Source organism: Pseudomonas fluorescens, from assembly GCF_000730425.1.
Lineage (GTDB): Bacteria > Pseudomonadota > Gammaproteobacteria > Pseudomonadales > Pseudomonadaceae > Aquipseudomonas > Aquipseudomonas fluorescens_X.
The window spans coordinates 1,193,465-1,211,501 of the sequence record NZ_CP008896.1 but is presented as its reverse complement, the minus strand read 5'-3'; the positions used below and the strand labels follow the sequence as shown (position 1 = coordinate 1,211,501).

General features: G+C 60.5%; 18 protein-coding genes, 1 tRNA gene and 1 pseudogene. 15 read left to right on the top strand and 5 right to left on the bottom strand.

Features of this window, described 5'->3' with window-relative positions; genetic code table 11:
• Nucleotides 1-3 precede the first annotated feature (3 nt).
• The 3 genes from HZ99_RS05005 to HZ99_RS29370 all read right to left on the bottom strand — a co-directional run bounded on the left by HZ99_RS05005 (nt 4) and on the right by HZ99_RS29370 (nt 2,014).
• A complete protein-coding gene (locus tag HZ99_RS05005; RefSeq protein ID WP_032861429.1) occupies nt 4-285 on the bottom strand; it encodes a peptidylprolyl isomerase in 282 nt (93 codons plus the stop codon).
• Nucleotides 286-469: 184 nt separating this feature from the next.
• Nucleotides 470-1,540 carry a 3-deoxy-7-phosphoheptulonate synthase gene (locus HZ99_RS05000; RefSeq protein ID WP_038441661.1) on the bottom strand — a complete coding sequence of 357 codons (1,071 nt, stop codon included), beginning with the start codon at nt 1,538-1,540 and terminating at the stop codon, nt 470-472.
• 339 nt (nt 1,541-1,879) lie between these two features.
• Nucleotides 1,880-2,014, bottom strand: coding sequence for a hypothetical protein (locus HZ99_RS29370; protein ID WP_268745965.1), 135 nt, complete (start codon nt 2,012-2,014; stop codon nt 1,880-1,882).
• A 218-nt stretch (nt 2,015-2,232) separates the two neighbouring features.
• Here HZ99_RS29370 and HZ99_RS04995 point away from each other — a divergent pair, with 218 nt between their 5' ends.
• A complete protein-coding gene (locus HZ99_RS04995; RefSeq protein WP_038441660.1) occupies nt 2,233-2,682 on the top strand; it encodes a GNAT family N-acetyltransferase in 450 nt (149 codons plus the stop codon).
• A 34-nt stretch (nt 2,683-2,716) separates the two neighbouring features.
• Here the strand turns inward: HZ99_RS04995 and HZ99_RS04990 are convergent, their stop codons facing one another.
• Nucleotides 2,717-2,956: a DNA-binding protein gene (locus HZ99_RS04990; protein ID WP_038441659.1), complete on the bottom strand. Its 240-nt coding sequence runs from the start codon at nt 2,954-2,956 to the stop codon at nt 2,717-2,719.
• 81 nt (nt 2,957-3,037) lie between these two features.
• Here HZ99_RS04990 and HZ99_RS04985 point away from each other — a divergent pair, with 81 nt between their 5' ends.
• From HZ99_RS04985 to HZ99_RS04920, 14 genes and pseudogenes are all read left to right on the top strand, one after another.
• The gene (locus HZ99_RS04985; RefSeq protein ID WP_038441658.1) at nt 3,038-3,403 is read left to right on the top strand and encodes a helix-turn-helix domain-containing protein; all 366 of its coding nucleotides are present in this window, start codon (nt 3,038-3,040) and stop codon (nt 3,401-3,403) included.
• 151 nt (nt 3,404-3,554) lie between these two features.
• Complete coding sequence (gene uvrY, locus HZ99_RS04980) at nt 3,555-4,196, top strand: UvrY/SirA/GacA family response regulator transcription factor (protein WP_029293774.1); 642 nt, start codon at nt 3,555-3,557, stop codon at nt 4,194-4,196.
• Between the two features lie 16 nt (nt 4,197-4,212).
• On the top strand, nt 4,213-6,036 hold the full coding sequence (gene uvrC, locus HZ99_RS04975) for an excinuclease ABC subunit UvrC (protein ID WP_038447929.1): 1,824 nt from the start codon (nt 4,213-4,215) through the stop codon (nt 6,034-6,036).
• Nucleotides 6,037-6,068: 32 nt separating this feature from the next.
• Nucleotides 6,069-6,629: a CDP-diacylglycerol--glycerol-3-phosphate 3-phosphatidyltransferase gene (gene pgsA, locus HZ99_RS04970; RefSeq protein ID WP_029293776.1), complete on the top strand. Its 561-nt coding sequence runs from the start codon at nt 6,069-6,071 to the stop codon at nt 6,627-6,629.
• Nucleotides 6,630-6,692: 63 nt separating this feature from the next.
• Nucleotides 6,693-6,768, top strand: a tRNA-Gly gene (locus HZ99_RS04965).
• A 223-nt stretch (nt 6,769-6,991) separates the two neighbouring features.
• Nucleotides 6,992-7,595: pseudogene (locus HZ99_RS27580) on the top strand (tyrosine-type recombinase/integrase); the annotation flags it as partial.
• Between the two features lie 208 nt (nt 7,596-7,803).
• The gene (locus tag HZ99_RS04955; protein WP_038441657.1) at nt 7,804-9,123 is read left to right on the top strand and encodes a flavin-containing monooxygenase; all 1,320 of its coding nucleotides are present in this window, start codon (nt 7,804-7,806) and stop codon (nt 9,121-9,123) included.
• Nucleotides 9,123-9,533, top strand: a complete 411-nt coding sequence (locus HZ99_RS04950) for a RidA family protein (RefSeq protein WP_038441656.1) — start codon at nt 9,123-9,125, stop codon at nt 9,531-9,533. The genes HZ99_RS04955 and HZ99_RS04950 overlap by 1 nt, the downstream gene beginning before the upstream one ends.
• Nucleotides 9,534-9,543: 10 nt before the next feature.
• Nucleotides 9,544-10,218 carry a DUF1028 domain-containing protein gene (locus HZ99_RS04945; RefSeq protein WP_038441655.1) on the top strand — a complete coding sequence of 225 codons (675 nt, stop codon included), beginning with the start codon at nt 9,544-9,546 and terminating at the stop codon, nt 10,216-10,218.
• Entirely contained in the window at nt 10,211-11,371 is a 1,161-nt protein-coding gene (gene argE, locus HZ99_RS04940; protein ID WP_038441654.1) for an acetylornithine deacetylase, read from the top strand. The genes HZ99_RS04945 and argE overlap by 8 nt, the downstream gene beginning before the upstream one ends.
• A 19-nt stretch (nt 11,372-11,390) precedes the next feature.
• Nucleotides 11,391-12,884 carry an aldehyde dehydrogenase gene (locus HZ99_RS04935; RefSeq protein WP_051903062.1) on the top strand — a complete coding sequence of 498 codons (1,494 nt, stop codon included), beginning with the start codon at nt 11,391-11,393 and terminating at the stop codon, nt 12,882-12,884.
• Nucleotides 12,885-13,013: 129 nt separating this feature from the next.
• A complete protein-coding gene (locus tag HZ99_RS04930; protein WP_038441653.1) occupies nt 13,014-14,438 on the top strand; it encodes an APC family permease in 1,425 nt (474 codons plus the stop codon).
• Between the two features lie 11 nt (nt 14,439-14,449).
• Nucleotides 14,450-15,832: an aspartate aminotransferase family protein gene (locus HZ99_RS04925; RefSeq protein WP_038441652.1), complete on the top strand. Its 1,383-nt coding sequence runs from the start codon at nt 14,450-14,452 to the stop codon at nt 15,830-15,832.
• A 53-nt stretch (nt 15,833-15,885) separates the two neighbouring features.
• Entirely contained in the window at nt 15,886-16,926 is a 1,041-nt protein-coding gene (locus HZ99_RS04920) for an ABC transporter substrate-binding protein (RefSeq protein WP_038441651.1), read from the top strand.
• A 21-nt stretch (nt 16,927-16,947) separates the two neighbouring features.
• Here the strand turns inward: HZ99_RS04920 and HZ99_RS04915 are convergent, their stop codons facing one another.
• Nucleotides 16,948-17,856, bottom strand: a complete 909-nt coding sequence (locus tag HZ99_RS04915) for a LysR family transcriptional regulator (RefSeq protein ID WP_038441650.1) — start codon at nt 17,854-17,856, stop codon at nt 16,948-16,950.
• Nucleotides 17,857-18,037 lie beyond the last annotated feature (181 nt).

The following is an 18,037-nucleotide window of genomic DNA, read 5'->3' as shown; positions in this document are numbered from 1 at the left end:
GGATCAGTCCTGGCGGCTGGTCACTTCCAGCAGGTGATAACCAAACTGGGTTTTCACTGGGCCTTGCACGGTGTTGACCGGGGCGCTGAACACGACAGTGTCGAATTCCTTGACCATCTGGCCAGGGCCGAACGAACCCAGGTTGCCGCCATCACGGCTCGATGGGCAGCTGGAATTGGCTTTGGCGATTTCTGCGAAATCAGCGCCGCCTTCGATCTGGGCTTTGAGTTCGTTGCACTTGTCTTCAGTGGCAACCAGGATGTGACGGGCGGTAGCTTTGGCCATGATGGGTAACTCCTTGAATAAAAAAGGTGAGACTACCGGATTCAGGCGGTTATTTCCTGGCAAAGTTCCACGGCTTTGCATCGATACCTGATGGGCAGCTATCGCCGGCAAGCCGGCTCCTACAAAGGTTTGGCGGTGCACCAACGATCAGTGTAGGAGCCGGCTTGCCGGCGATAGCGTTCGATCAGGCGCGATCGCGCAGGCGTGCTGCCGCTTCACGCAGCAACTGGTCGGTGCCGTCCCAACCCAGGCAGCCGTCTGTCACCGAAACGCCGTAGCGCATCGACGGGCTGAGCGGCTGGCAGCCTTCGAACAGATGGCTTTCGAGCATCATGCCGATCAATGAGGTATCGCCTTGCAAGCGTTGCTCCAGCACGTCATTGAATACCGCAGGTTGGCGCATCGGGTCCTTGCCGCTGTTGGCGTGGCTGCAATCGACCATGATCCGCGTCGCCACTTTGCTTTTGGCCAGGTCGGTCTTGACCTGGGCCACGCTCTGGCGGTCGTAGTTCGGGCCACGGTGGCCGCCGCGCAGCACCAGGTGAGTATCAGCGTTGCCTGGGGTCTGGATGATCGCCGGATGCCCCTGGCTGTCGACGCCGAAGTGGCGGTGCGGGTGGGCGGCCGAACGCATGGCATCGCATGCGATGGCCACGCCGCCGTCGGTGCCGTTCTTGAAGCCGACGGGCATGCCGAGACCGCTGGCCATTTCCCGGTGAATCTGTGATTCGGTGGTCCGGGCGCCGATGGCGACCCAACTGAGCACGTCGTCGAAGTAGCCGGCGGCCATCGGTTGCAACAGCTCAGTGGCGACGGGCAAGCCCAGGCGCAGCATTTCGCGCATCAGTTCCCGGGACAGATTCAGGCCAGTGGCCATGTCATCGCTGCCATCCAGGTGCGGGTCGTAGGCCAGGCCTTTCCAGCCGATGGTGGTGCGTGGTTTTTCGACGTAGGCGCGGATTACCAGCAGCATCTGGTCACTGACGTCATTGGCCAGTTTCTTCAGATTGCGTGCGTATTCCATGGCCGATTGCGGATCATGGATCGAGCAGGGGCCGACGATGACCAGCAGACGGGAGTCTTCACCCTTGAGAATCGCGCGGATGGCCTGGCGATGAGCGTTGACTTGCTCGGTCAGGAACGGGCTCAGGGGCAACTGGTGCTTGAGCTCAAGGGCGCTGGGCAAGCGCTGGGTCAGCGTTTCATTGGCGCTGGACAGGGTGGTGACGGGCAGTGCGGCGATAGAGGCGTTCATATTTTCTGCTTCCTGGGCAAGCGGCGGGCTGTTCCCGCACGCTCTGCCCTACTGGGGTGTTCGACAATTGGCCGTATTGGCTGCGTGTGTTGGCTTGCCACCAATAGGTGACCGATCGGAGGCGGCAGGCTGTCCCGAACGGAGCTTGCTAAATCGCCAGGCGGTGCAGGTGTCGTAACGGTAATAGGCGGTGAAGTTCATGGTGTGATGTCCTTTAAGTTCGGTGTGTCGCAAAAATTGTTAAGGGCTGAAAAAACAAAACCCCCGGTCGGGGAGCCGACCGGGGGTTAGATTTCTCTGGCAGGCGACCCCTTGAGTAGTGGGCGCCGATTTCAGGTATCAGGCGCGCCAGTGGCTAAACCAATACCCAAAATAAAAGCTGACCAGTGCGCTCAAACCGTTCACGCGGGTAGCCACGACCGAACGCTGTGCGTTGGCAGTAGGGCAAACCTGGGTGAGGGTTAGTTGCAACATGGTGTTTCTCCAAATGATGGAGCGGAGCTTAACTGAGGCATGCAGGCGGATTCAATCAGTAATTTCTATCGTGCCTGGGTAGTTATCGCTATGGCGCAAGTACCGATATGCTGGATAGATACTTAGGATCAACCAACACAAGGTCTTATCGGGTTGATGAGGGGCTGATTTAGGGGGGTTATGTGGACGCGAGCATGAGCGTGATGGAGCATACCGCTATGGGGTTTGTGCTCAAGGCTGCATCGGATCAGCACCTGGCTTTTGCGCGCAGCCTGACCCATCAGGCGATGGACCACTACTATCGGCAGTACCATCTGACGTGGTCCGACAAAGGCTTCGATACGGCCTGGTCTGGGCGGGAGAACTGGTTAATTTGCCAGGACGGCAAGCTGGTGGGATTTGTGAGCCTGAGCCGGGATGACAAGGCGCTCTACATTCGCGAGTTGCACATTCTTGATGCCTTTCGCTGCCAGGGCGCGGGTCGTTGGGTCCTGGAACAAATGATCAGCAAAGCGCGAGCGGAAAGCCGGCATTATTTGCGGTTGACCGTATTCAAGAGCAATCCGGCTAAAAGGTTGTATCAGCGCCAGGGCCTGAAGATTGTCGGTGAGGAAGGCTGCTTCTGGCGAATGGAGTCGGACTGTCAGCCAGTGCACTCGTCCGAGTAAACCTCACGCTTGACGTGAATCGGCGCATACTGCTTCAGGAATCGACTTTCGGCTCATTGCCCAGGCTTTGCGCCTCGTTGAGGATGATCCCTTCCTTCATGCCCAAAAGGACCGCCACCTTATGGGCTTCTCCACGCCGTCCCTTTTTGCGCCCAGCGAGCACTTGATAGGTGGTCGCAGGGTCCACGCCATGTTCACGGGCGAATGCCTGGACCGATTTGCCTTGATGTTCCAGCCAGGCCTTGGCTTGTGCAGCAGTACGGATTCCGGGCATAGTTCAAAACCGTTCAAGTTTGTGTAAAACGAGATGAGAGCGTCACCTCTTGGGGTGTGCCAGATAGGATAATACATCCAAATGAGTGGAATTGGTTCGCGGTTACGGCAAGAAAGAGAGCGACTTGGACTGTCGCAAAAAGTTTTTGGTGAAATAGGAGGCGTGGAGGCGAACGCGCAAGGTAAATACGAAAGTGGTGGTCGCGCGCCAAAGGCCGATTATTTATCCCGCGTCGCAGAGAAAGGCGTCGATATCCTGTTTGTTTTGACAGGTAGCCCGACTCCCATCCAGTTGGAAAACCTGAGCCAGATAGAAGAAAAGGTCTTGGGTAACTATCGGGCGATGTTCAAAGAGGACCAGGATGCAATCCGCAGGCTGACCAGCACCTTGGCGGAGCATTCCTCTGTTGTGAATGGAAAATCCCGGCCGCCCCTCAAGGAATCCTGACCTTTTATCCAGGAAACAACCCCGCCTGCCGTTCGGCAGGCGTTCGTAGCGTATTGAAACTCTATATATATGACGCGTTCAGCTAGGTCTGTGCCTTGGTTTTTTGCTAAGGTGTTCAGCAACCTATAAGACCATTTCGCGAGGTGTCTGCTTGATTAGGGTGCTAGTAGTCGATGACCATGATCTCGTTCGTACAGGTATTACACGAATGCTGGCTGACATCGATGGCCTGCAAGTAGTCGGTCAGGCCGAGTCGGGGGAGGAATCCCTGATCAAAGCGCGTGAATTGAAGCCTGATGTGGTCTTGATGGACGTCAAGATGCCGGGGATCGGTGGTCTGGGCGCAACCTGCAAGCTGTTGCGCAGTCATCCGGACATCAAGGTAGTGGTCGTCACGGTCTGCGAAGAAGACCCTTTTCCTACCAGGCTCTTACAAGCCGGCGCGGCAGGTTATCTGACAAAAGGCGCGGGGCTCGCGGAAATGGTCCAGGCCATTCGCCTGGTATTCGCCGGCCAGCGCTACATCAGTCCGCAGATTGCCCAGCAATTGGCGATCAAGTCTTTTCAGCCGGTCAGTGACTCGCCGTTTGATGCTTTGTCCGAGCGCGAGATTCAGATCGCCTTGATGATCGTGGGTTGCCAGAAAGTCCAGTCGATTTCCGATAAGCTCTGCCTGTCGCCGAAGACTGTGAACACCTACCGTTATCGAATTTTCGAGAAACTTTCCATCAGCAGTGATGTTGAACTGACCTTGCTGGCGGTTCGCCACGGCATGGTGGACGCCAGCGCCTGAAATGCAAGCCACTGAAATAACCGCCGCGTTTGATCCGAGTGCATTTCTTGCCACCTGCAGTGGCCGGCCAGGCGTGTATCGCATGTTCGACAGCGAGGCGCGCCTGCTGTACGTCGGCAAGGCCAAGAACCTCAAGAAGCGCCTGGCCAGCTACTTTCGCAAGACCGGCCTGGCACCGAAGACCGCCGCGCTGGTGGGGCGTATAGCCCAGGTCGAAACGACCATCACTGCCAATGAAACCGAGGCATTACTGCTTGAGCAGACGCTGATCAAGGAGTGGCGGCCGCCCTACAATATTTTGTTGCGTGACGATAAGTCCTACCCGTACGTGTTCCTGTCGGACGGCGACTTTCCGCGCCTGAGCATTCATCGCGGGGCGAAGAAGCACAAGGGCAAGTATTTTGGCCCTTATCCCAGCGCCGGCGCGATCCGCGAGAGCCTGAGCCTGCTGCAAAAAACCTTCTTCGTACGCCAGTGCGAAGACAGCTTCTACAAGAACCGCACCCGCCCGTGCCTGCAATACCAGATCAAGCGCTGCAAGGCGCCCTGCGTCGGGCTGGTGGAACCGCAGGAGTATGCCGAGGACGTGCGGCACTCGGTGATGTTCCTCGAAGGACGCAGCAATGCCCTGGCCGACGAGTTATCTGGCGCCATGGAACAGGCGGCCAGTGTTCTTGACTTTGAGCGTGCCGCCGAGTTGCGTGACCAGGTGTCCTTGCTGCGGCGCGTGCAGGACCAGCAGAGCATGGAAGGCGGTACAGGTGATGTTGATGTGATAGCAGCCTTTGTCAATCCCGGCGGGGCCTGTGTGCACCTGATCAGCGTGCGTGGTGGCCGGGTGCTGGGCAGCAAGAACTTTTTTCCGCAGACGGGTATTGAGGAAGAGGTCGCCGAGGTCATGGCTGCGTTCCTTGGCCAGTACTACGTCAGTAGCCCCGAGCGCGATTTGCCGGGCGAACTGATCGTCAATGTGGTGCACGAAGACTTTCCAGCGCTGATCGATGCAATCCACGCACTGCGCGGCCGTGAGCTGGACATCAGCCACCGGGTGCGCGGTACCCGTGCGCGCTGGCAGCAGTTGGCGGTAACCAACGCCGAACAGGCCCTGAGTGCACGCCTGGCCAACCGCCAGCATGTGGCCGCGCGTTTTGAAGCGCTGGCCGACGTGCTCAAGCTCGACGAACCACCGCAGCGCCTGGAGTGCTACGACATCAGCCACTCCAGCGGCGAGGCGACTGTGGCGTCCTGCGTGGTCTTCGGCCCGGAAGGGCCGATCAAATCGGACTATCGCCGCTATAACATCGAAGGTGTCACCCCCGGCGATGACTATGCCGCCATGCACCAGGCCTTGACCCGGCGCTTCAGCAAACTCAAGGACGGCGAGGGCAAGCTGCCGGATATCCTCCTGGTGGACGGTGGCAAGGGCCAGCTCTCCATGGCCCGCGACGTGCTCAATGAGCTGGCGGTGCCCGACCTGATCCTGCTTGGCGTGGCCAAGGGCGCGACCCGCAAGGCGGGTTTCGAAACGTTGTACTTGAATGATGCGGCCCATGAGTTCACCTTGAAGGGCGACTCACCGGCGCTGCACCTGATTCAGCAGATTCGCGACGAAGCCCACCGTTTCGCCATCACCGGCCACCGTGCCCGACGTGGCAAAACCCGGCGTACCTCAACCCTGGAAGGGGTCGCAGGCGTAGGCCCAAAGCGGCGGCGTGAATTGTTGAAACATTTTGGTGGATTGCAGGAATTGTCCCGTGCCAGCATTGAAGAAATAGCCAAAGCCCCCGGTATCAGTAAAAAGCTCGCTGAGTTGATTTATGCAAACCTACACAGCGAGTAGAATGCCTTCTCACCTCGTAGCCAGTTGTGCCGATGAATATCCCTAATCTGATCACCGTTCTACGCGTCCTGCTCATTCCGATTTTCATTTTGCTGTTTTACCTGCCCTATGAATGGAGCTATATGGCCTCCAGTTCGGTCTTTGCCTTCGCGGCGGCGACCGATTGGCTGGATGGCTACCTGGCACGACGCCTGGAGCAGAGCACGCCGTTTGGCGCGTTTCTCGACCCTGTGGCCGACAAGCTGATGGTCGCCGTGGCGCTGGTGCTGCTTGTCCAGGAGCACGGCAACCTGTGGTTGACCCTGCCTGCGGCCGTGATCATCGGTCGCGAGATCGTCGTCTCTGCCTTGCGTGAGTGGATGGCTGAAATCGGCGCCCGGGCCCACGTGGCGGTGTCCAACATGGGTAAATGGAAAACCGCCGCGCAAATGCTGGCGCTGGTCATCCTGCTGGCCAACCCGTCGAACTTCACCTTCTGGGTGCTGCTGGGCTACGCCTTGCTGCTGATAGCCGCTGGCCTGACCTTGTGGTCCATGCTGCAATACCTGCGCGCCGCCTGGCCTCACCTGCGCACGACGGTGGAAAAAAAATAAAACTTTTTTGAATCAAGGGGTTGACGTGTGTTCTGGAATCTATAGAATGCACACCACCAAGACGCGGGAATAGCTCAGTTGGTAGAGCACGACCTTGCCAAGGTCGGGGTCGCGAGTTCGAGTCTCGTTTCCCGCTCCAAATATTGCGCTACAGAGTTCCACTGAATTCTGTAAGTGATTGAAATAAGGGCCTTTAGGCCCTTTTTTCGTTCCAGCGGGTACCGCTGAAATCCAGCTCTATCCAGTGCTTTTAAGTCCCGATTTAAGATCTTGGATTTGGATGCGCGCTGAATCGGTTTTTTGCTGGAGCAACTTGGATAGCGAGACGAGCATCTGGCCCTGACTCTGTTCAGGAGCTCGCTATGGCACTCTCGGATACGACCGTTCGGCAAGTCCGAATCACCGGCAATGACTACACGGTGGGCGACACGGATGGGCTTGCGCTCAACGTGACAGCTCGCGGCGGAAAAAACTGGCGTTTCAGGTACTACTGGGCGGGCGTGCAGAAACGCATGTCTCTTGGTAGTTATCGGCAAATCAGCCTCAAAGAAGCCCGTGCTCGACGTGATGAGGCGCGCGCCTTGGTCGCCCAAGGCATCAATCCCTATGAGCACCATAAGCAACAGCGGGGCTGGAACATAACCCGGCTTCAGACCTCGATGTGGTCGCACTTCCCAAACTTCCCGTGACGCACAATCCGTTTCTCCGAATGGACGAGCTCCCGGGATTGATGGTTGCTCTTCGAAATTACGGTGGCGCCAATCAAACTCGGCTTGGCCTTCGGTTGTTGTTGCTGACCGGTGTCCGTACGGGCGAGTTGCGGTTGGCGACACCTGATCAGTTCGATCTGGAGCAGCGGTTGTAGATCATACCGGCGGAGGTGGTAAAGCAACTCCAGCTAGCGATGCGCAAGCCAGGTAAGCAGTCCCAAAATGTACCGCCTATATCGTGCCGCTGTCGGTTCAGGTAACTACCTGATCCGGCCGTTGATCAAGGCGCGATTGTACTAAAAAGCCAACGCTTTCCTGACCTGGGAGGCTCTGGCGCGCCTCCCCAGTTTTTTACTCTCTAGCAACTACATAAATCATAATTTCGCCTTTCCAAGCCTTTGCACAGAATGCGGCCTACACCCACCCACGGCGATCCCCGTGGGAAACCTCAGTAGGGCGCAGCGATGACAAACAATAAGACCGTAATAGACACGCTTGTAGTGGGCGCCGGGCAAGCCGGTGTGGCCATGAGCGAACACCTGAGCCGACTTGGCGTGCCGCACCTGGTGCTGGAGCGCAACCGAATCGCCGAAGCCTGGCGTACCGGGCGCTGGGATTCGCTGGTTGCCAATGGCCCGGCCTGGCATGACCGCTTTCCGGGCCTGGAGTTTGCGGGTCTGGATCCTGACGCCTTTGCGCCTAAAGACCAGGTAGCCAACTACTTCGAAGCCTATGCACAGAAATTCAACGTGCCGGTGCGTACCGGTATCGACGTCACCAAGGTGCAACGCAATGCTGGTCGCCCTGGCTTCACCGTTGAAACCTCGGACGGTGTGATCGAGGCCAACAATGTGGTGGTTGCCACTGGCCCGTTCCAGCGTCCGGTCATTCCTGGCATCGCTCCGGTAGACAGCAAGGTCGCGCAGATCCATTCCGCCGACTACCGCAATCCCGAGCAACTGGCCCAAGGCGCTGTGCTGGTGGTGGGTGCCGGTTCTTCGGGCGTGCAGATTGCTGATGAGCTGCAGCGTGCCGGCAAGCAGGTGTACCTGTCGGTGGGCGCTCATGATCGTCCGCCGCGTGCCTATCGCAACCGCGATTTCTGCTGGTGGCTGGGGGTGCTCGGCCTGTGGGATGCCGAGGGTGTGCAGCCGGGCAAAGAGCACGTCACCATCGCAGTGAGCGGCGCCCGCGGAGGCCATACCGTGGACTTCCGCCGTCTGGCGCAGCAGGGCATCACCCTCGTGGGTCTGACCCAGGCATTCAAAGGCGGTGTGGTCAGCTTCGCGTCGAACCTGGCCGAGAACATTGCCCTCGGCGACGAAAACTACCTGGCGCTGCTCGACGCCGCCGACGCCTACATCGCCAGCAATGGCCTGGACCTGCCGCCAGAGCCTGAAGCACGCATCATGCTTGCGGACCCTGAGTGCCTGAGCAACCCGATCCTCGAACTGGACCTGGCCAAGGTCGGTATCACCACGATCATATGGGCTACCGGCTATTCGGTCGATTACGCCTGGTTGCAGGTCGATGCCTTCAAGGCCGACGGCAAGCCGCAGCACCAGCGCGGGGTTTCGCGCGAACCGGGTATCTACTTTGTCGGCCTGCCATGGCTGGCCCGTCGCGGCTCGGCCTTTATCTGGGGCGTGTGGCACGACGCCCGGCATATTGCCGAGCACATCATCAAGCAGCGCGCCTATTTCGACTATCGGGATGCTTCGCAACGCCAGGCCGAAACCCCTGAGACCACCACCCAATCAGCCGCCCTTATGGAAGTCCGTTGATGCCTACCCATACTCGCATCCGCATGTTCAACACCCAAGACACCTACCCGAACCAGACCCTGGACAACGACCTCTGCCAGGCGGTGCGTGCCGGTAACACCGTGTATGTCCGTGGCCAGGTCGGCACCGATTTCAACGGTCAGCTGATAGGCCTCGGTGATCCACGGGCGCAGGCCGAGCAGGCCATGCGCAACGTCAAGCAATTGCTGGAAGAGGCCGGCAGCGACCTGAGCCACATCGTCAAGACCACCACCTACCTGATCGACCCGCGCTACCGCGAGCCGGTGTACCAGGAAGTCGGCAAGTGGCTCAAGGGCATATTCCCGATTTCGACCGGACTGGTGGTCAGTGCGCTGGGCCAGCCGCAGTGGCTGATGGAAATCGACGTGATCGCGGTCATCCCCGAATAAGGAGCGTGTCATGACCTTTTCCATCGTCGGCCGCTGCGCCGAAACCGGTCAGCTGGGAATTGCCATCAGTTCATCGAGCATTGCCGTGGGCGCGCGTTGCCCCTGGCTGCGCTCGGGTGTGGGGGCGGTATCGAGCCAGAACATCACCTTGCCAGCCCTCGGGCCGCAGGTACTGGATGCCCTCGGTGAAGGATTGGCGCCGCACCAGGCGCTGGACCATGCGCTGACCCGCAACGGCTACAACCAGTATCGCCAGGTTGCGGTCGTCGATGCGCAGGGGCGTACCGCCGTGTTCAGCGGTAACCACACCCTGGGTACGCATAATGCCCTGGCCGGTGAGCAATGTGTCGCTGCCGGCAACCTGCTGGCCAACACGGCGGTGATCGAGCGCATGGTCGCAGCCTTCGAATCCAGCGAAGGCTGCCTGGCGGCGCGGTTGCTGACGGCACTGCAAGCCGGGCAGGACGCCGGTGGAGAAGCCGGTGCGGTGCATTCGGCGGCTGTTTCGGTGGTCGGCGAGCTGGTCTGGCCGATTGTCGATCTGCGCGTCGACTGGGCTGATGAGAATCCCATCGGTGAGCTGCACAAACTCTGGGACGCCTACGAGCCACAGCTGCAGGACTACCTGACCCGTGCACTGAACCCGACCCTGGCGCCGAGCTATGGAGTGCCGGGCGATGAGTGAGCTGCGCAGCCGCGCCTTGCTGGCAAAGCTGATCGGCTTTGCCACGGTCAGCCGCGACTCGAACCTCGCCTTGATCGAGTTCGTGCGTGACTACCTGCACGGTCTGGGGGTGAGCTGCGAGCTGATCTACAACGCCGAGCGCAGCAAGGCCAACCTGCTGGCCAGCATCGGGCCGGCAGTGGCGGGCGGGGTGGTGCTGTCGGGGCATACCGATGTGGTGCCGGTGGACGGTCAGGCGTGGACGGTTGAGCCATTCGCCCTGAGTGAGCGCGACGACAAACTCTATGGGCGCGGCGCGGCGGACATGAAGGGCTACCTGGCCTCGGTGCTGGCTGCCGTCCCGGTGTTCCTGGCAAGCCCACTGCGCCGGCCTGTGCACCTGGCGTTCTCGTATGACGAGGAGGTCGGTTGCCTGGGCGTGCGCAGTCTGCTTGAAGTGTTGCCACAACGCATCAAGCAGCCGGCGCTGTGCCTGATTGGCGAGCCGACCGAACTGAAACCGGTGCTCGGCCACAAGGGCAAGCTGGCCATGCGTTGTCATGTAAAAGGCGCGCCGTGCCACTCGGCCTACGCGCCTTATGGCGTGAATGCCATCGAACAGGCGGCGCGACTGATTGGCCGCCTCGGCGAGATCGGCCAGCGTCTGGCTGCGCCGGAGTATCACGACGAGCGCTTCGATCCGGCCTATTCCACGGTGCAAGTCGGGGTGATTCAGGGTGGGACGGCGTTGAACATTGTCCCGGCCGATTGCCGTTTCGACTTCGAGGTCCGTGCCTTGCCGGCGTTCGAGCCTGAAACGGTACTCGAGGAACTGCAAGCCTACGCCGAGCAAACGCTGTTGCCAGCCATGCAGGCAGTCAAGGCCGACACCGCCATCCGCTTCGAACCGATTTCGGCCTACCCGGGCCTGGCTACCGCCCCCGAAAGCGCCGCCGCGCAACTGATTGCGCAGCTGTGCGGCAGCGACGACTTCAGCACCGTGGCCTTTGGCACCGAAGGTGGCTTGTTTGACCAGGCTGGAATACCCGCCGTGGTCTGTGGCCCCGGCAGCATGGAGCAAGGGCACAAGCCCGACGAATTTGTCAGTGTCGAGCAGATGGCGGCCTGCGACCGCCTGATGGACCGGCTGGCTGTGTACCTCTCCAACAATTGATAACAACAAGGAGTCTGCAGTGAACGATTTCAAAGACTGGACGACCCTGGCAGCGCAACAACGGCTGATCGATACCGCGTTGATCGACGGTGAGCCGCATCAAGCGCAAAGTGGCGCGCGTTTTGAGGTGATCAACCCGGCCAGCAATCGCGTGCTGGCCCGCGTCGCTGCCTGCGGCCAGGCCGAAGTCGACCAGGCGGTGAGCAGTGCCCGCCGTGCCTTCGAACAGGGGCCCTGGGCGAAGATGGCACCGACCGAGCGCAAGAAAGTATTGCTGCGCCTGTCGCAGCTGATGCTTGAACACCGCGATGAGCTGGCCTTGCTTGACTCGCTGAGCATGGGCAAGCCGGTGATGGACGCCTGGAATATCGACGTACCGGGCGCCGCCCATGTGTTTGCCTGGTACGGCGAAAGCCTCGACAAGCTCTATGACCAGGTAGCGCCGACGGCCAGCAACGTCCTGGCGACCATCACCCGCGTGCCGCTGGGTGTGGTCGCGGCCGTGGTGCCGTGGAACTTCCCGCTGGACATGGCCGCGTGGAAACTCGCTCCGGCCCTGGCCGCCGGCAACAGCGTGGTGCTCAAGCCCGCCGAGCAGTCGCCGTTCTCGGCCCTGCGTCTGGCTGAACTGGCGTTGGAGGCCGGTATCCCGGCAGGTGTGCTCAACGTGGTGCCGGGGCTGGGTGAGGAGGCTGGACGGGCGCTGGGCCTGCACATGGACGTCGATGCGCTGGTGTTCACCGGTTCCACCGAAGTCGGCAAGTACTTCATGCAGTACGCGGCGCAATCGAACCTCAAGCAAGTGTGGCTGGAGTGCGGCGGCAAGAGCCCGAACCTGGTGTTTGCCGATTGCCAGAACCTCGACCTGGCGGCGGAAAAAGCCGCGTTCGGGATCTTCTTCAACCAGGGCGAAGTCTGTTCGGCCAACTCGCGGCTGCTGGTGCAGCGTTCGATTGCCGATGAGTTCGTCCAGCGCCTGACCGAAAAAGCCCGCCAGTGGCAACCCGGCAACCCGCTGAACCCAGCCAGCAGCGCCGGCGCCATTGTCGATGCGCGGCAGACCCAGCGGATCCTGCAGTACATCGAGCAGGCCCGGGGCGAAGGCGCGCAACTGGTGTGCGGTGGACGGCAACTGAGCTTCGACGGCTCGGACAACTTCATCGAACCGACGATTTTCACTGGCGTCACCGCCGACATGACCCTGGCTCGCGAAGAAGTGTTCGGCCCGGTGCTGGCGGTCAGCGTGTTTGACGACGAAGACCAGGCAGTAGCCCTGGCCAACGATCACATCTATGGCCTGGCCGCCTCGGTGTGGACCGATGACCTCAATCGCGCGCATCGCGTGGCACGGCGGCTGAATGCCGGGACGGTGTCGGTGAATACCGTCGATGCCCTGGATGTCACCGTGCCTTTTGGTGGTGGCAAGCAATCGGGGTTTGGCCGGGATCTTTCCCTGCATTCGTTCGACAAGTACACGCAGCTCAAGACTATCTGGATTCAGTTGCGCGGTTGAGGGGCTCATCGCCGGCAAGGCCGGCTGAACCAGTGTAGGAGCTGGCCTTGCCGGCGATGGGCTGCGTAGCAGCCCCAATAGCAACACCGATCTGTTCTCAAAAAAGACAACAACAAAACGGAGCAACCGATGAACAGTAATGCAAGCGTGTCCACAGGCGCCCTGGCGCCGCCTGTGAGTAGCAAGAAACTGGGCCTGACCGCTTTGTTGGCCGTGGCCATCGGTCTGGTCGTGTCACAAGGGGTGATGGTGCTGATGCTGCAAGGCGTCGGTATTGCCGGGGCCGGTTTCATCGTGCCGCTGGCGCTGGCCTGGTTGTTGGCCTTGAGCTACGCCTGCTCGTTCTCCGAGCTGGCCTTGATGATCCCCCGCGCCGGCAGTCTGAGCAGCTACACCGAGGTGGCCATCGGCCAATTCCCGGCCATCCTCGCGACCTTTTCCGGTTACGTGGTAGTGGCAATGTTCGCCTTGTCGGCAGAGCTGCTGTTGATGGAGTTCATCATCGACAAGGTCTACCCGCACTCGATGCCGCCGCTGACCGTGGCCCTTGCGGTGCTGGCCCTGTTCACCGTGCTCAACCTGTTCAACATCGACATCTTCGCCCGCTTGCAGACTGTGCTGGCGGTGGTCATGGTGGTGGTGCTGCTGGTGATGGGCCTGAGCGCGATGAACAGCGATATCGTCTCGCCCAACCCGGGCCTGTTTGAAAGCGCGGGCTGGAATCCTTTGGGGCTGGGGGTGATTGCGCTGACAGCGATGGCGGTGTGGGGCTTTGTCGGCGCCGAATTTGTCTGCCCGCTGGTGGAAGAAACCCGGCGCCCGGAACGCAACATCCCCGGTTCGATGATGCTCGGCCTGACCATCATCTTTGTCATCATCGCCCTGTACGCCTTCGGTGCCTTGCTCACCGTGCCCCAGGCGGAGCTGGCCAGCAACGGCCTGCCGCATTATCTGTTCGCTACCACCGTGTTCGGTGAAACCGGCAAGGTGTTCCTGGTCACCGCGGCAATCACTGCCACCTGCAGCACCCTCAACAGCTCGTTGGCCGCCATCCCGCGCATGCTCTTCGGCATGGCCTGCAACGGCCAGGCGTTCGGCATTCTCAAGCGTCAGGGCAAACGTACTGGCGCACCTTGGGTAGCCGTGCTGTTCGTCGCTGCGATCACTGGCCTGCCACTGCTGTTGATGCACGACCATCCGGACGCGATCAACCAGCTGCTGCTGGCCGCCGCACTGGCCTGGCTGCTGGCCTACATCATCACCCACATCAACGTGATTGCCCTGCGCCGCCGTTATCCGCAGGTGCATCGGCCGTTCCGCACACCGTTCTACCCGCTGCCACAGATTTTCGGCATCGCCGGCATGCTCTTTGCCATCTGGAACGTGTCGCCAAGCCCGGAGATGACCTTCTCGATTTTTGCCTACGCCGGCCTGGTACTGCTGATCGTCTCGATCATCGCCGTGCTGTGGATCAAGTGCGTGATGGGCAAACCCCTGTTCAAGCCCGAGCCGCTGCAAACCGCAAGCGTGGCTGGCAACGATAAAAACCAATAAGGAGACTCGCAATGACCGCTCAAGTGAACACCGACCGTAGCACCGGCGATTACCAGGCCCTGGATGCGGCGCACCACATCCATGCGTTTCTCGACCAGAAAGCCCTGAACGAGGAAGGCCCGCGGGTGATCGTCCGTGGCGAAGGCCTGGCGCTCTGGGACAACGACGGCAAACGCTATCTGGACGGCATGTCGGGCCTGTGGTGCACCAACCTCGGCTATGGCCGCAAGGACCTTGCTGCTGCCGCCAGCCGCCAGCTGGAACAGCTGCCGTACTACAACATGTTCTTCCACACCACCCACCCGGCGGTGGTCGAGCTGTCGGAGCTGCTGTTCAGCCTGCTGCCCAGCCACTACAGCCACGCGATCTACACCAACTCCGGCTCCGAAGCCAACGAGGTGCTGATCCGTACCGTGCGCCGCTACTGGCAGATCCTCGGCAAGCCGCAGAAAAAAATCATGATCGGCCGCTGGAACGGCTACCACGGTTCGACCCTGGGCGCGACGGCGCTGGGCGGGATGAAGTTCATGCACGACATGGGCGGGGTGATTCCCGATGTCGCGCACATCGACGAGCCATATTGGTTCGCCCATGAAGGCAACCTGACCCCGGCTGAATTCGGTCTGCGCGCAGCGCGCCAGCTGGAAGAGAAGATTCTCGAACTGGGTGCCGAGAACGTTGCCGCCTTTGTTGCCGAACCCTTCCAGGGCGCGGGCGGGATGATCTTCCCGCCAGAAAGCTACTGGCCGGAAATTCAGCGTATCTGCCGCCAATACGATGTGCTGCTGTGCGCCGATGAAGTGATTGGTGGTTTTGGCCGCACCGGTGAGTGGTTCGCCCACCAGCACTTCGGTTTCGAGCCCGACACCCTGTCGATCGCCAAGGGCCTGACCAGCGGCTACATCCCCATGGGCGGCCTGATCCTGTCCAAACGCATGGCTCAGGTGCTGGTGGAGCAGGGCGGGGTGTTCGCCCACGGCCTGACCTATTCCGGCCACCCGGTGGCTGCGGCCGTGGCGATTGCCAACCTCAAGGCCCTGCGCGATGAAGGCATTGTCACCCAGGTCAAGCAGGACACCGGCCCCTACCTGCAGCGCTGCTTGCGCGAGGTGTTCGGCAATCACCCGCTGATTGGTGAAATCCAAGGCACCGGCCTGGTCGCGGCACTGCAGTTTGCCGAGGACAAGGCCAGCCGCAAACGCTTCGCCAATGAAAACGACATCGCCTGGCGTTGCCGCACCATCGGCTTCGAAGAAGGCCTGATCATCCGCTCGACCCTGGGCCGGATGATCATGGCCCCGGCGCTGGTTGCCGGCAAAGCCGAGATCGATGAGCTGGTCGACAAGACCCGTATCGCCGTAGACCGCACTGCGCGCGAATACGGTCTGCTGTAAGCCCCCGTACGCCGGCTCGTACGGACGAGCCGGCTTTCCTGAGGAACAGATCCATGTCCAGATCCTTGCGTTGCAGTGTTCCCTTTGCCTTGGCCTTACTGTGCGGTGCCGTTCAGGCCGCGCCGCAGAACCTCACCGTCATCTCCTTTGGCGGTGCCACCAAACAGGCCCAGGACAAGGCCTATTTCCAACCTTTCAACGCCAGCGGTGCAGGACGCGTCGTCGCCGGCGAATACAACGGTGAACTGTCGAAGATCAAAGCCATGGTCGACGTCGGCCACACCAGCTGGGACGTGGTCGAAGTCGAAAGCCCGGAGTTGCTGCGCGGTTGTGACGAAGGCCTGTTCGAGCGCCTGGACCCGGCGCGTTTCGGTGATGCCGCGCAGTTGGTGCCGGGCACCTTCAGCGAGTGCGGGGTAGCGACTTACGTCTGGTCGATGGTCATGGCCTATGACCATGACAAACTGGCCAAGGCGCCGACCTCCTGGGCCGACTTCTGGAACGTCAGCGAGTTTCCCGGCAAGCGTGGTTTACGCAAGGGTGCCAAGTACACTCTGGAAATCGCCTTGCTTGCTGACGGGGTCAAACGAGAACAGCTGTACGAGGTACTGGCGACCCCTGAAGGGGTGAGCCGGGCGTTTGCCAAGCTTGACCAGATCAAGGGCAATATCCAGTGGTGGGAAGCCGGGGCGCAACCGGCGCAGTGGTTGATCGCCGGTGACGTGGTGATGAGTGCGGCCTATAACGGGCGTATTGCCTCGGCGCAGAAGGAAGGGATGAAACTGGGTATCGTCTGGCCGCAAAGCCTGTACGACCCGGAGTACTGGGCAGTGGTGAAGGGCACGCCGAACAAGGCACTGGCCGAGGACTTCATTGCCTTTGCCAGCCAGCCGCAGGCGCAGAAGGTGTTCTCCGAGGAGATTCCTTACGGGCCGGTGCATCGTGATGCACTGAAACTGTTGCCTGAGGCGGTGCAGCAGCAACTGCCGACGGCTCAGGCCAACCTCGCTCAAGCGCAGGCGATGAATGCTGCGTTCTGGGTGGATCACGGGGAAGAGTTGGAGCAACGCTTCAACGCCTGGGCTGCACGCTAGCAGGAGCGGATGCATCCGCTCTTACAGCCAGGCCTTGAACTGCTCTTTACAGTAATCGACAAACAACTGCGCAGGCTTGGTCAGCTGCGCACGTTTCAACCAGCCGGCCACCAACCCGGAACCGGTGACATCCTCAGCCAGTGCCACACAGACCAGCTCCTGACCGTCATAGGTGCTGGTGGTGAGCGGCCGGGTCACCAGCACGGCAAACCCGAAACCTTGCCCGACCATGCCCCGCACCATCTCGATCGAGGGCGAACTGAAGACAATATTCGGGCTCAGCCCCAGCTCTTCGAAAATGCTCACGAAATAGGTCCGGCTGGGCTGCACGTCCAGAAGAATCATCGGCTCCAGCGCCAGATCCCGCAACGATACCTGCGCCTGCTCGGCAAAACGATGCCCGGTCGGCAACAACGCATAAGGCCGTTGCGGTGCCATCAGCGCTTCGGTCTCGATGGTGCTGTCGAGGTCATGATCGTAGAAGATCGCCAGGTCGAAACGCCCGCCAGTCAAGCCTTGCACTAGCTCCTGTTGCTCGCCGTCCTGCAGGCGGATCTCGACCCCCGGGAAGCGCTCGCGAAAACCTTTGATCAAGCGCGGCAGGTAGAGCGGGGCGACAGTCTCGAAACAGCCAATATCGATCTGGCCGCAGACCACATCATTGTCGGCCAGGGCGTTCTGTTCGAATTCCCGGGCCATGCGCAACAGCTCCTGAGCCTTGCGATAGAAACGCGCGCCACCGGGTGTCAGCGATACACCCTGAGCGTGATGACGGATAAACAGTTGTACGCCGAAGCTGTCTTCCAGGCCTTTAATTGCCGTTGAAATCGACGGTTGCGCGATGTACAGCTTGCGCGACGCTTCGGCGACGCTGCCGCACTCTACGGTGGTGACGAAATACTTCAACTGACGCAAGGTATAGGACGCCACAGTGCACCTCTGACTGGTTATTTTTTACAGGGTACCCCTTCGCACGTTGGGCCCTGCAGCGGATTTTGCTGGGCACTGAGGATATTTTCGCTGGGCAACCGTTGATCGCTTCGAAGGCACGCGCCCCCTGAGACAGGCTCGAAACTGTACGACCCGGTTTTTCTCCGGGCCGCTCTTGAGA